General features: G+C 63.9%; 11 protein-coding genes. 3 read left to right on the forward strand and 8 right to left on the reverse strand.

Translation table 11 applies throughout. The features are described from left to right. Positions 1-4: 4 nt before the first annotated feature. A complete protein-coding gene (locus tag GWG67_RS01745) occupies positions 5-1,960 on the reverse strand; it encodes an ABC transporter ATP-binding protein/permease (protein ID WP_275167430.1) in 1,956 nt (651 codons plus the stop codon). Between the two features lie 202 nt (positions 1,961-2,162). Here GWG67_RS01745 and GWG67_RS01750 point away from each other — a divergent pair, with 202 nt between their 5' ends. Next, entirely contained in the window at positions 2,163-2,768 is a 606-nt protein-coding gene (locus tag GWG67_RS01750) for a TIGR00730 family Rossman fold protein (RefSeq protein WP_275167431.1), read from the forward strand. Here the strand turns inward: GWG67_RS01750 and GWG67_RS01755 are convergent. From GWG67_RS01755 to cysS, 4 genes are all read right to left on the reverse strand, one after another. Next, on the reverse strand, positions 2,765-3,142 hold the full coding sequence (locus tag GWG67_RS01755) for a VOC family protein (protein WP_275167432.1): 378 nt from the start codon (positions 3,140-3,142) through the stop codon (positions 2,765-2,767). The genes GWG67_RS01750 and GWG67_RS01755 overlap by 4 nt on opposite strands. Positions 3,143-3,287: 145 nt before the next feature. Beyond that, positions 3,288-4,886: a citramalate synthase gene (cimA, locus tag GWG67_RS01760; protein ID WP_275167433.1), complete on the reverse strand. Its 1,599-nt coding sequence runs from the start codon at positions 4,884-4,886 to the stop codon at positions 3,288-3,290. Beyond that, a complete protein-coding gene (locus GWG67_RS01765; protein ID WP_275167434.1) occupies positions 4,883-5,392 on the reverse strand; it encodes a GNAT family N-acetyltransferase in 510 nt (169 codons plus the stop codon). Before GWG67_RS01765 ends, cimA begins: the two co-directional genes overlap by 4 nt. A gap of 115 nt (positions 5,393-5,507) precedes the next feature. Beyond that, on the reverse strand, positions 5,508-6,890 hold the full coding sequence (gene cysS, locus GWG67_RS01770; RefSeq protein ID WP_275167435.1) for a cysteine--tRNA ligase: 1,383 nt from the start codon (positions 6,888-6,890) through the stop codon (positions 5,508-5,510). A gap of 293 nt (positions 6,891-7,183) precedes the next feature. Between cysS and GWG67_RS01775 the strand changes: the two genes are divergently transcribed. Next, positions 7,184-7,489, forward strand: coding sequence for a hypothetical protein (locus GWG67_RS01775; RefSeq protein WP_275167436.1), 306 nt, complete (start codon positions 7,184-7,186; stop codon positions 7,487-7,489). Between the two features lie 130 nt (positions 7,490-7,619). Then, entirely contained in the window at positions 7,620-8,807 is a 1,188-nt protein-coding gene (locus GWG67_RS01780; protein ID WP_275167437.1) for a DUF2865 domain-containing protein, read from the forward strand. A 165-nt stretch (positions 8,808-8,972) separates the two neighbouring features. On the opposite strand, the gene GWG67_RS01785 is transcribed toward GWG67_RS01780, so the two are convergent. From GWG67_RS01785 to GWG67_RS01795, 3 genes are all read right to left on the reverse strand, one after another. Continuing rightward, complete coding sequence (locus GWG67_RS01785; protein WP_275167438.1) at positions 8,973-10,730, reverse strand: NAD+ synthase; 1,758 nt, start codon at positions 10,728-10,730, stop codon at positions 8,973-8,975. A gap of 97 nt (positions 10,731-10,827) precedes the next feature. Next, complete coding sequence (locus tag GWG67_RS01790; protein WP_275167439.1) at positions 10,828-11,181, reverse strand: diacylglycerol kinase; 354 nt, start codon at positions 11,179-11,181, stop codon at positions 10,828-10,830. A gap of 4 nt (positions 11,182-11,185) precedes the next feature. Next, positions 11,186-12,574, reverse strand: a complete 1,389-nt coding sequence (locus GWG67_RS01795) for a class II 3-deoxy-7-phosphoheptulonate synthase (RefSeq protein WP_106943045.1) — start codon at positions 12,572-12,574, stop codon at positions 11,186-11,188. Positions 12,575-12,709 lie beyond the last annotated feature (135 nt).

Here is a 12,709-nt window from a genome sequence, read left to right on the forward strand (position 1 = left end):
AAGGTCACTCCGCCGCGGCAGGCGTCGTCAGGACATCGGCGACCGGCGGTGGCTCCCGGTTGGGTGCCTCGCCGGAATCGGCCATTCTGGCCAGTTTCTCGCGCGCCGCCTCGGCCTCGCGCTGCCTGTTCCACATGCTGGCGTAAAGTCCCTCCTCCGCGAGCAGTTTCGCGTGGGTGCCGCGTTCGGCGATGCGGCCTTGGTCCAGCACGATGATCTCGTCGGCGCCGACGATGGTCGAAAGCCGATGGGCGATCACCAGCGAGGTGCGGTTCTTCGCCACGCGCTCGAGCGCGCCCTGGATCTCGTGCTCGGTGTGGGTGTCCAGCGCGGAGGTCGCCTCGTCCAGCACCAGGATCGGCGGCGCCTTCAACACGGTGCGCGCGATCGCGACCCGCTGTTTTTCACCACCGGACAGTTTCAGACCGCGCTCGCCGACCTGGGTCTCGTAGCCTTTAGGCGCCATCCGGATGAAACGATCGATCTGCGCCAGCTGCGCTGCCTGCTCGACCTCGGCATCGCTGGCGTCCCAGCGACCGTAGCGGATGTTGTAGCGGATGGTGTCGTTGAACAGCACGGTGTCCTGCGGCACCATGCCGATGGACGCGCGCAAGCTCGCCTGCGTGACTTCGCGAATGTCCTGGCCATCGATCAGGATCTTGCCGCCGGAAATGTCGTAGAGGCGAAACAACAGGCGTGAGATGGTCGACTTGCCCGCACCGGACGGTCCGACGATCGCGACCGTCTTGCCGGCCGGCACCTCGAAGCTGATGCCCTTGAGGATCGGACGGGACGGCTCATAGGCAAAGCGCACGTCCTCGAAACGCACATTGCCCGCGGAGACCACCAGCGGCTTCGCGCCCGGCGCATCCTTGATCTCGGCCTCGCGCCCCAGCACGTTGAACATCTTCTCGATATCGATGATCGCCTGCTTGATCTCGCGATAGACCATGCCCATGAAGTTCAAGGGCTGGTAAAGCTGGATCATCATGGCATTGACCAGCACGAAATCGCCGACCGTGTTGGTGCCGTTGCGCACACCGATCGCGCACATCAGCATGGTCGCGGTCAGCCCCAGCGTGAAGATCACGGCTTGCCCGGTGTTGAGCACGGCAAGCGAAGTGTAAGCCTGGACGCTCGACTCCTCGTAACGCGCGACCGATCGGTCATAGCGCTGCGACTCACGGGTCTCGGCGCTGAAATATTTGACGGTCTCGTAGTTCAACAGCGAGTCGATCGCCTTGGTGTTCGCCTCAGTGTCGGCATCGTTCATCTTGCGGCGGATGCCGATCCGCCACTCGGTCGCGATGTAGGTATAGTACATGTAGACCGCGACAGTGACGAGGGTCGCGAGCACGTAGCGCCAATCGAACTGCCACAGCAGCACGGCCATCAGCAGCGAGACCTCGACGATGGTCGGGATCAACTGCAGGATCACCATGCGCACGATGACCTCGATACCCTCGCGGCCGCGCTCGAGCACGCGCGTCAGGCCGCCGGTCTTGCGCTCCAGGTGGAAGCGCAGCGACAGCTCGTGCATGTGGATGAAGGTGATGGTGGCGAGCTTGCGCACCGCATGCATGGCAACGCGCGCGAAAATGCCGTCGCGCCATTGCGTCAGCACCGCCATCACGATGCGCATCACGCCGTAGCTCGCTGTCAGCAGCAGCGGCGAGGCAATCACCCAAAGGTGCCAATTGTCGGCCTGAACCGGCGCGGTATTGGCGCCGGTCAGCGCGTCGGTCGCCCATTTGAAACTGAAAGGAACCGTCAGCGTGATCAGCTTGGCGGCGAGCAGCAGCACCATCGACCAGACCACGCGCATCTTCAGGTCGAAACGGTCGCCCGGCCAGATATAGGGCCACAGATGCGCCAGCGTGCCCATCAGCGTGGCCCGCTCCAGCGGCCCCCCGGCGGGATCAGGAACGTTGGGGCCGGCGGGCGATTGAGCTTGGTCCATCAAGAAGCCTGAAAAGCCCGTCAGATGCGGGCTGCGTTGCCATTAAGGATTTTCGTTTGTCATATAGAGCCTTACCGATGCCCATGCACCCCGCCAGATGGCGAATCTTCGATTGTTCTTCGTCGTTTACCGGTAGATTTCCGGAAGTCCCGAATCACCGATTGGGCTTGACGCCTCTTCGCTGCAATGCATCATGGCACCAATGAGCACGATCAAAACCGTCTGTGTCTATTGCGGCTCCGGCCCAGGAACAAATCCCCGTTTCACCGAAGGCGCCAAGGCGTTCGGCAAGGCGCTCGCCGAGAACAACATCCGCCTCGTCTACGGCGGCGGCTCGCTCGGCCTGATGGGCTCGGTCGCGACCTCCGTGCTCGATCACGGCGGCACCGTCACCGGCATCATCCCCGACTTCCTGCGGATGCGCGAAAACGCGCTGACCCGCGTGCAGGAGATGATCGTCACCCCCGACATGCACGAGCGCAAGCGGCTGATGTTCGAACGCTCCGACGCTTTCGTGGCCTTGCCTGGCGGCGTCGGCACGCTGGAGGAGTTGGTTGAGCAATTGACCTGGAAGCAGTTGGGACGTCATGCCAAGCCGGTGCTGCTTGCCAACATCGATAATTTCTGGGAGCCGCTGTTCTCGCTGCTGTCGCACATGCGTCAGACCGAGTTCATCCGCGCCGGGCTTTCGGTCGACATCCTCAAGGCCGATCGGATCGAAGAGATTTTGCCGAAGCTGAAGGCGGCTGCGGCACAGATCGACGATGCCGAAAAGCAGCTCGCCCCGGAAATGGCGCGCAAACTTTAGTCCGCAGGAAACGTCACCGCCTCGATCCGGTTACCATCGGGGTCGACGACAAAGGCTGCGTAATAACGCACGCGGTCGTGCGGGCGGATACCCGGCGCGCCGTCGGACGCGCCGCCGGCGGACAGCGCGGCAGCGTGAAATGCATCGACCTCGGCGGTCGTCTTGGCCCGCAGGCAGATATGCACGCCGCTCTCCGGCGGCACGTGCGGCATGCCCTCGCGCAGATTGATCCAGACTTCGGGATAGGCCTTGCCAAAGCCGATCGTCCGCGGCCGCGTGACGACGCGCGTGAGCCCGATGGCCCCGAGCGTTGCTTCGTAAAATGTCGCCGAGCGTTGCAGATCGCTGACGCCGACGGAGATGTGGTCGATCATGGGTCGCGCTCCCCTCTCTCCTCGTCATTGCGAGCGAAGCGAAGCAATCCAGACTGGCTCTGCGGAAGCACTCTGGATTGCTTCGTCGCTTCACTCCTCGCAATGACGGCATTGATGGCGCCGCCATAGCTCACGTCACTATTCCCTACGCCGGCGCCCCCGACTTCACCAGCTTGTAGATCACCGAATCCATTAGCGCCTGGAACGAGGCGTCGATGATGTTGGGGGAGACGCCGACCGTGGTCCAGCTGTCGCCGTTCTCGTCCTCGCTCTCGATCAGGACGCGCGTGACCGCGCCGGTGCCGCCGTTGAGGATACGCACGCGATAGTCGATCAGCGTCAGGCCTTCGATATATTTCTGGTACTTGCCGAGATCCTTGCGCAAGGCAACGTCGAGCGCGTTGACGGGACCGTTGCCTTCGGCTGCCGAGATCAGATGCTCGCCCGCGACGTCGACCTTGACCACCGCCAGCGCCACGGTGACGCGCTCGCCATGCGAATTGTAACGCTGCTCGACATTGACGTCGAACTGTTCGACCTCGAAATAGTGCGGCACCTTGCCGAGGGTGCGCCGCGCCAGCAGCTCGAACGAGGCGTTGGCGGATTCATAGGCGTAGCCTTGCGCCTCGCGCTCCTTCAACTCCTCGACCAGCCGCGACAGCTTCGGATCGCTCTTCTCGTAGGCGATACCGGCGCGATCGAGCTCCGCAATGACGTTGGAACGGCCGGCCTGATCGGACACCAGCACCTTGCGGTGATTGCCGACCAGCTCCGGCAAGACATGCTCGTAGGTCTGCGGATCCTTCAGCACGGCGGAGGCATGGATGCCGGTCTTGGTGACGAAGGCGCTCTCGCCGACATAGGCTGCATGACGGTTCGGCACCCGGTTGAGCATGTCGTCGAGCGTGCGCGATACCTTGACCAGAGTTGCGAGCTTCTCCGCCGTGACGCCGATCTCGAAGGCGTCACCATACTCGGCCTTCAGCTTCAAGGTCGGGATCAGCGAGCAGAGATTGGCGTTGCCGCAGCGCTCGCCGAGGCCGTTCAGCGTGCCCTGGATCTGCCGCGCGCCGGCGCGCACCGCGGCCAGCGAATTCGCCACCGCCTGCTCGGTGTCGTTATGGGCGTGGATGCCGAGATGATCGCCGGGGATGTGCTTGGTCACCTCGGTAACGATGGCTTCCACCTCGTTCGGCAGGGTGCCGCCGTTGGTGTCGCACAGCACCACCCAGCGCGCCCCGGCTTCATAAGCAGCTTTGGCGCAGGCGAGAGCGAAACTGGAATCCTCCTTGTAACCGTCGAAGAAATGCTCGCAGTCGAGCATCACCTCGCGGCCGGCGGCCTTTGCTGCTGCGACACTGTCGCGGATCGAGGCGAGGTTTTCCTCCTTCGTCGTCTCCAGCGCAACGCGCACCTGATAGGCCGACGCCTTCGCCACGAAGCAGATCGCGTCGGCTTTGGCTTCCAGCAGCCCGGCCACGCCCGGATCGTTGGACACCGACCGGCCAGCTCGCCGCGTCATGCCGAACGCCGTGAAGCGCGCATGCGAAAACTTCGGCTTGGTGCCGAAGAACTCGGTGTCGGTCGGATTGGCGCCCGGATAGCCGCCCTCGACATAGTCGATGCCGAGTTCATCGAGCATCTGGGCGATGATTTGCTTGTCGGTCAGCGTGAAGTCGACGCCATTGGTCTGCGCACCGTCGCGCAGCGTGGTGTCGAACAGATAGAGGCGCTCTTTGCTCATTGCAGTGCTCCCGATGCGGGTCCGCTGCCGAGCGTCTTTTGCATGGTGGTGTTGGCCAGCCATTCGTCGTTGACGGTGATGCTGTTGCGCTGCATGGCGACATAGCCGCGCTTGGCGAAAAAGCCCTGTACGTTGTCGCTGGCGTCGACCGTCAGCTTGTCGGCACCGCGGCCGCCCGCAAGCTTTTCCAGCGCATCGACCAGCATCGTCGCGAGGCCCTGCCCGGCCACGGCCGGATGCACATAGAGCATGCGGATATGATCCTTGCCGCGCAGCGACGCAAAGCCCACGGGCGATCCCTCCAGCGTTGCGATCAGCGTCAGGTCGGAGGCGAGCCGATTGCCGAACTCTTCGTCCTCCGCCGCCGCCATCCAGGCCTGCTGCTGCGCTTCGTTATAGTCGTCGCCGGTCAGCTCTTCGATGCTGGCCGTGAAGATCGCGGCGAGAACCGGCACGTCTTCCGGCAGGAAGGGCCGCAGGCCGGGCTTTGGGAGTGCTTGTGCCATCGTCTTCACCACATCCCATAGAGTTTCAGCGCCAGCGCCACGGCAGCGCCGAGCAGTAGGATTTTCAGCGCGATGTAATAGAACCAGTGCCGCGGAAAAGGCGTGTCGGGCCGCTTCATCGCGCGACCTCCCAAGTCGTCCCTTCCTTGGAATCCTTGATCGCAACGCCCATCGCGGCAAGCAGATCGCGGATACGATCGGATTCCGCAAAGTCCTTGCGCGCACGCGCCGCCGTTCGCTCAGAGATCAGGCGCTCGACTTCCTTGGCATCGACGCCGCTCGCCTGCTGCTTGCGCCCTTCCCACTGCGCGGCACTCTCGGAGAGAAAGCCGAGCAGACGCAACGAACCCGCGAGCGCACCAACATCGCTGCCGCGCAGGCCATGCAGCGCCGCGATCGCCAGCGGGGTGTTGAGGTCGTCGAGCAGCGGCTCGACCACTGACGGGGCGGGCTTGCCGGGTACGACGTCAGCCGCAACCCGATACCAGTCGTCGAGCGTCTTGGCGCTCTCCTCAAGCGACTTCATCGTCCAGTCGATCGGCGAGCGGTAATGCGTCTTGAGCATATTCAGGCGCAACACTTCGCCCGGCCAATCCGCGAGCAGCTCGTGAATCGTGACGAAATTGCCGAGCGATTTCGACATCTTCTCGCTCTCGACCTGCAGGAAACCGTTATGCATCCAGTAATTCGCCATCCGCTCCCGGTGGAAGGCGCAGCAGGTCTGCGCGACCTCGTTCTCGTGATGCGGAAACACGAGATCGATGCCGCCGCCATGGATGTCGAAGTGCTCGCCGAGATGCTTCCAGGCCATGGCCGAGCACTCGACGTGCCAGCCCGGGCGCCCCTGCGCGGTTATGCCGGCCGGTGACGGCCATGACGGCTCGCCGGGCTTGGACGGCTTCCACAGCACGAAGTCGGTGTTGCCCTTCTTGTAGGGCGCGACATCGACGCGGGCGCCGGCAACCATCTCGTCCAGCGAGCGGTTGGACAGCGCGCCATAGCGCGGCAGCCCGGAATTGGCCGCGTTCATCGCCTGCGGCGAGAACAGCACGTGATCCTCGGCAGCATAAGCAAAGCCGCCGGCGACCAGCCGCTCGATGATCTCGCGCATTTCGCCGATATGCTCGGTGGCGCGCGGCTCGACGCTGGGCCGGAGCGCGCCGAGCGCGTCGACGTCGGCGTGAAACTGTCTGCCGGTCTGCTCGGTGACTTTTCGAATCGCCTCGTTCAGCGGCAGGCCGGGGAAATCCCGCGCCGCGCGGTCGTTGATCTTGTCGTCGACGTCGGTGATGTTGCGGACATATTTGACGTGCGCCTCACCGTAGAGATGGCGCAGCAGCCGGAACAGCACGTCGAACACGATCACGGGCCGGGCGTTGCCGATATGGGCGAAGTCATAGACGGTCGGTCCGCAGACATACATGCGGACCTCCTTGGCATCGAGCGGCACGAAGGTGCGCTTTTCTCGGCTCAGCGTATCGTAGAGGCGCAATTCCATAAGGATACCCGTCGGCTGTTGGCCGGGCGTCCAGTGCTCTCAATGGTTTTGAGAAAAGACGGCTCCAGCCAGCGAATCGCTAGCTCGTAATCTCGCGGCAAATGGCGCAAATGACGAGGAGACCGTTCATGATGGAACATATGGGCTATGAGGCGGCCCCGCGTCAAGAGAGCCGCGAAAATGCCGTTTCATCTCCGCCATGCGCAGCCGCCAAGCATAGATGGTTCATCTCCTTAACCATTTGAGCCCATTCTGGAACTGGCAGTTCCCATTTTTTTGCCCCCGGTGTTTTCATGCGATCATTGCTCGCGCTCATTTCCTGCGCCTCCATCCTTGTCGTTTCCAGCGCTTGCGCCGAGACCCGCGTCTTCATCATCCCCAACCAGGCGGATGGTTACGGCGTCGATCAGTGCCTGGCCAAGAGCGACAAATGCGGCGCGCAGGTCGCGCGCACCTACTGCCAGTCACGCGATTTTGCCCAGGCTTCGGCCTATCGCCGGGTCGATCCCGACGAAATTACCGGCTCTGTCCCCAAATCCGGCGCAAACTGCTCCCATGGCCATTGCGACGAATATGTCGCAATCACCTGCCAGCGCTGAATTCGCTCGGAACTGGCGTACTTTAGGCCCAATCGCTGGCCTCTGAAACGACGTGACGATGCCGCAGGAAGCGGCTATGGGAGGGCGCGCTTCGGCCCCCCACATCACGCGTGGCCGTGACCTCGCTAGAATGGCGGATATGCCTGAATTTTTGTCTCTCTCCCGTGCTCGCTCGATCCTTGCCTGCGCCGTGCTCTTGAGCACGGTCATGCTCGTCAATAACGCGTTCGCACAGGCCGGACCGCCGGGACCGCCGCCTCAGCCCGGCCAGAACGGGCTCGGACCCAACCCTATGTGCGCGCGCCTGGAAGGCCAGCTCGCCGGTCTCGATCGTGGCGGCGGCGGTGATCCCGCGCGCGAAGACCAGATCCGCCGCTATCAGGAGTCCCAGACCAAGCAGCAGGCCGAGCTCGACCGCGTCACCATGCAGGCCAAGCGCATGGGCTGCGATTCCTCCGGCTTCTTCTCGCTGTTCAGCGGCCAGTCGGCGCAATGCGGTCCGGTCAACACCCAGATCCAGCAGATGCGCGCCAATCTGGACCAGATCACCGGCAATCTCGAACGCCTGCGCGGCGGCGGGCCCGGCGGCTTCAGTCCCGAGCGTGACAATCAACGCCGCTCCGTGCTGGCAGCGCTGGCACAGAACAATTGCGGCCCGCAATATGCCAACGCCGCGCAGTCGCAAGGCGGCGGCAACTTCTTGAGCAATCTGTTCGGCGGCAACAACCCCAACAATCCGCAAGGCGTGCCGCCGTCCGATCTCGGCCCGCAATCAGGCACCTATCGCACCGTGTGCGTGCGCACCTGCGACGGCGCTTACTTCCCGGTCTCGTTTGCGACCGTGCCGGCGCGCTTCCCCGACGACGAGAAGACCTGCAAGGCGCTGTGCCCGGCCGCGGAAGCCGTGCTCTATACCCATCGCAATCCCGGCGAGGACATGAACTCCGCGGTCTCCACCAGCGGCCAGCCCTACACGGCCCTGCCGACCGCGTTCAAATTCCGCAGCGAGTTCAACCCGTCCTGCTCCTGCAAGGCCGCTGGTCAGACCTGGGCCGACGCGCTCAAATCCGCCGACGACAAGGCATCGGCCGAACAGCAGGGTGACATCATCGTCACCGAGGAGAGCGCCAAGAAGATGCAGCAGCGGCAGCTCAACAAGGGCACGCCTGCGAATGCAAAGAAGGGCGCGGCTCCGGCACCGACGACTGCTGGCGCGCCGGCAGCAACGCCGCCGGCGGAAGCCGGCACCCCTGCAAACTCCGATAACAAGCCGATCCGCTCGGTCGGGCCGAGCTTCCTGCCGCAGCAGCAGAAGTAGGTCACCACGCACAACTGTCATGCCCCGTGAAGGCGGGCATCCAGTACTCCGTGTCATCACTTGGGTTTCGACAACGCCCGCCGCGGCGTACTGGATCATCCGCCTTCGCGGATGATGACGGCGTCGTACGTGGCGACAGCGTCCATCCACGAACTTCGGCCAGCCTCACCCTTCGAACGCGTCGATCGAGGCTTTGCTCCCGCGCGATACCAGCGTCTCGTCCGGGGCGGCGAGCTGCTCGCCTTTGTCGCGAAAACGGTTGGTGATGGGATAGCGGCGGTCGCGGCCGAAATTCCTGGCCGTGACCTTGACGCCGGGGGCGGCCTGGCGGCGCTTGTATTCGGCGACATTGAGGAGATGATCGATGCGGATGACCGTCTCGCGGTCGAAGCCGGCGGCGATGATCTGGTCGAGCGGCTCTTCGCGCTCGATGAGACGCTCCAGGATGGCATCGAGCACGTCGTAAGCCGGCAACGAATCCTGGTCGGTCTGGTTCTCGCGCAGCTCCGCGGTCGGTGGACGCGTGATGATGTCGGGCGGGATCACCTCACCGGCCGGCCCCAGCGCCCCCTCGGGTTTCCACGAATTGCGCAAGCTTGCCAGCCGAAACACCTGCGTCTTGTAGATGTCCTTGATCGGATTGAAGCCGCCGTTCATGTCGCCGTAGAGCGTGGCGTAGCCGACCGACATTTCCGACTTGTTGCCGGTTGTCACCACCATCAGTCCGGTCTTGTTGGAGATCGCCATCAGCAGCGTGCCGCGGGTGCGGGCCTGGAGATTTTCCTCGGTGACATCGGGCGGCAGATTCTTGAAGACGCCGGACAGGATGGTCTCGAACCCGGTCACCGCTTCCGCGATCGGCAGCACCTCGTAGCGGATGCCGAGATGGCCGGCGAGCTCGCCGGCATCCGCAATCGAGCTTGCCGCAGTGTAGCGATAAGGCAGCATCACGCCGTGCACCTGATCGGCACCCAGTGCATCGACCGCGATCGCTGCGCACAGCGCGGAGTCGATGCCGCCGGAAATCCCGAGCAGCACGCCCGGAAAGCCATTCTTGGCGACGTAGTCGCGCAAGCCCAGCACGCAGGCCGCGTAGTCGGCGTAGTCGCCCTCGGGCTGCGCGGCGATCGAACCGGTGCAACGCCAATCGTCGCCGCTTCTCGCGAAGCGCAGTGTGGTGATACTTTCCGCGAAGGCCGGCAATTGCGCCGCGAGCGAAAGGTCGCCGTTGAGCGCGAAGGAAGCACCGTCGAACACCAGCTCGTCCTGGCCGCACACCTGGTTGAGATAGACCAGCGGCAGGCCGCTCTCGGTGACGCGCGCGACCGCGACCGACAAACGCACGTCAGCCTTGTTGCGGGCGTAAGGCGAGCCGTTCGGCACAAGGATGATCTCGGCGCCAGTCTCGGCCAGCGTCTCGACCACGTTCTCGTAGTCCTCGGACTCCTCCAGCCAGATGTCCTCGCAGATCGGCACACCGATGCGCACGCCGCGCACGGTGACGGGACCGGCCGCAGGGCCGCGCGAAAACAGCCGCTTCTCGTCGAACACGCCGTAGTTCGGCAGATTGCATTTGAAGCGCAAGCCAGCGATACGGCCGCCATCGAGCAGCGCGCAGGCATTGTAGAGCCTGCCCTCCTCGACCCAGGGCGTGCCGATCAGCATGGCCGGCCCGCCATCGGCGGTCTCGCGCGCGAGCGCTTCGATCGCAGCGCGGCAGGCGGCCTGAAAGGAGGGCTTCTGCACGAGGTCTTCCGGCGGGTAACCGGCGATGAACAATTCCGGGAGCAGCACGAGATCGGCGCCGTCAGCGGCTGCCCGCAGGCGAGCCGCGCGCGCTTTCGCGGCATTGCCGTCGATGTCGCCCATGGTCGGATTGAGCTGGGCGACCGTGACCGCGAATGCGTTGAGACGTTCGGTCATGGCCGCCGCGCTCCGATCACGGCATGATCCGGAAAAGTGTGAAGCGGTTTTCCGAAAAGATCATGCTCAAAAAACAGCCTAGAGCGCGATACGCGCTTTAGAGAAATCCCAAACGCTCGATGATGGCGATGATCCAGAACGCGCCGGCCATCAGGAGCGCAATACCGACCGCGGCCGAGCCCATGTCCTTGACCCGTCCGATCTGCTTGTCGTGATCCATGGTCAGCCGGTCGGCAAGCTTCTCGATCGCAGTATTGAGCAGCTCGACCACCAGCACGAACGCGACCGCGCAGATCAGCTCGACCGCGCGCATCGCGGTCGCGCCGACGAACCATGCGAGCGGCAGCGACAACAGGAGCGCAACGATCTCCTCGCGGACGGCCTGCTCCGAGCGGAACGCAAAGGCCAGACCGTTACGGGAATTGATCGTGGCCTTCCAGATTCGCAGCAAGGTCTTAGAGCCCCGCCGCGGCCGGCATCGGCCTGACCTTGCCTGCGCGTTCCTGCTTGAGCAGTTCTGCGACCAGGAAAGCCATGTCGATGGATTGCTCGGCGTTGAGCCGGGGATCACAGACCGTGTGATAGCGGTCGTTGAGATCCTCGTCGGTGATCGCGCGGGCGCCGCCGAGGCACTCGGTGACGTCCTGACCGGTCATCTCCAGATGCACGCCGCCGGCATGGGTGCCTTCCGCGGCGTGGATCGCGAAGAACGACTTCACCTCGGACAGGATGCGGTCGAAAGGCCGCGTCTTGTAGCCTGACGTCGAGGTGATGGTGTTGCCGTGCATGGGATCGCACGACCAGACAACCACCTTGCCCTCGCGCTTCACGGCGCGGATCATGTTGGGCAGGTGCTCGCCGATCTTGTCGGAGCCGAAGCGGCCGATCAGCGTCAGCCGGCCCGGTTCGTTGTCGGGATTGAGCACGTCGATCAGCTTCAGCAGCTCGTCGGGCTTGAGCGACGGGCCGCATTTGAGCCCGATCGGATTCTTGATGCCGCGGAAATATTCGATATGGCCGTGGTCGAGCTGGCGGGTGCGGTCGCCGATCCAGATCATGTGACCCGAGGTCGCGTACCAGTCGCCAGTGGTGGAATCGACACGGGTCATGGCCTGCTCGTAGCCGAGCAGCAGGGCCTCGTGGCTGGTGTAGAAATCGGTGGCGCGCAGCTCGGGATGGGCCTCGAGATCGAGGCCGCAGGCGCGCATGAAATTGAGCGCATCGGAGATCCGGTCGGCCAATTCCTTGTAGCGGCGGGACTGCGGACTATCCTTGAGGAAGCCGAGCATCCACTGATGCACGCTGCCGAGATTGGCGTAGCCGCCGGTCGCGAACGCGCGCAACAAATTTAGGGTTGCCGCCGACTGGCGATAGGCCATCAGCTGGCGCTGCGGATCGGGGACGCGCGCTTGCTTGGTGAAGGCGATGTCGTTGACGATATCGCCGCGATAGCTCGGCAGCTCGACGCCGTCGATCTTCTCCATCGGCGAGGACCGGGGTTTTGCGAACTGGCCGGCGACGCGCCCGACCTTCACCACCGGGACGGCGCCGGCATAAGTCAGCACCACCGCCATCTGGAGCAGCACGCGAAAGAAGTCGCGGATGTTATTGGCGCCGTGCTCGGCAAAACTCTCGGCGCAATCGCCGCCCTGCAGCAGGAAGGCCTCTCCGGCCGCGACCCGCGCCAGCGCCTTCTTCAGATTGCGCGCCTCGCCCGCGAACACCAGCGGCGGAAAGGTCGCAAGCTGCGCCTCGACGTCGGCCAGGGCCTTGGCGTCGGGATAATCGGGCACCTGTAGCACCGGCTTGCTGCGCCAGGACTCGGGCGTCCACCGCTCGGACATCGCAATCTCTCCGTGAAGCAAAAAGCACAACCTGATCTGTGGGTTGCGAGGGTCGCCTTATACACAGGCTGGCCACCGGCCGCCAGTTGTAAATCCGTCTGGCACTGCAAAGCCTTGCGGGGAAAGCCAAATTCG

It is taken from the genome of Bradyrhizobium sp. CSS354 (assembly GCF_029051725.1).
Lineage (GTDB): Bacteria > Pseudomonadota > Alphaproteobacteria > Rhizobiales > Xanthobacteraceae > Bradyrhizobium.

Excerpts from the sequence above, each read along its gene's own strand:
- GWG67_RS01785 (WP_275167438.1), bottom strand. The coding sequence starts at position 10,730 with ATGACCGAACGTCTCAACGCATTCGCGGTCACGGTCGCCCAGCTCAAT.
- cimA (WP_275167433.1), bottom strand. The coding sequence starts at position 4,886 with ATGAGCAAAGAGCGCCTCTATCTGTTCGACACCACGCTGCGCGACGGT.
- GWG67_RS01795 (WP_106943045.1), bottom strand. The coding sequence starts at position 12,574 with ATGTCCGAGCGGTGGACGCCCGAGTCCTGGCGCAGCAAGCCGGTGCTA.
- GWG67_RS01745 (WP_275167430.1), bottom strand. The coding sequence starts at position 1,960 with ATGGACCAAGCTCAATCGCCCGCCGGCCCCAACGTTCCTGATCCCGCC.
- GWG67_RS01750 (WP_275167431.1), top strand. The coding sequence starts at position 2,163 with ATGAGCACGATCAAAACCGTCTGTGTCTATTGCGGCTCCGGCCCAGGA.
- GWG67_RS01755 (WP_275167432.1), bottom strand. The coding sequence starts at position 3,142 with ATGATCGACCACATCTCCGTCGGCGTCAGCGATCTGCAACGCTCGGCG.
- GWG67_RS01775 (WP_275167436.1), top strand. The coding sequence starts at position 7,184 with ATGCGATCATTGCTCGCGCTCATTTCCTGCGCCTCCATCCTTGTCGTT.
- GWG67_RS01780 (WP_275167437.1), top strand. The coding sequence starts at position 7,620 with ATGGCGGATATGCCTGAATTTTTGTCTCTCTCCCGTGCTCGCTCGATC.
- GWG67_RS01765 (WP_275167434.1), bottom strand. The coding sequence starts at position 5,392 with ATGGCACAAGCACTCCCAAAGCCCGGCCTGCGGCCCTTCCTGCCGGAA.
- cysS (WP_275167435.1), bottom strand. The coding sequence starts at position 6,890 with ATGGAATTGCGCCTCTACGATACGCTGAGCCGAGAAAAGCGCACCTTC.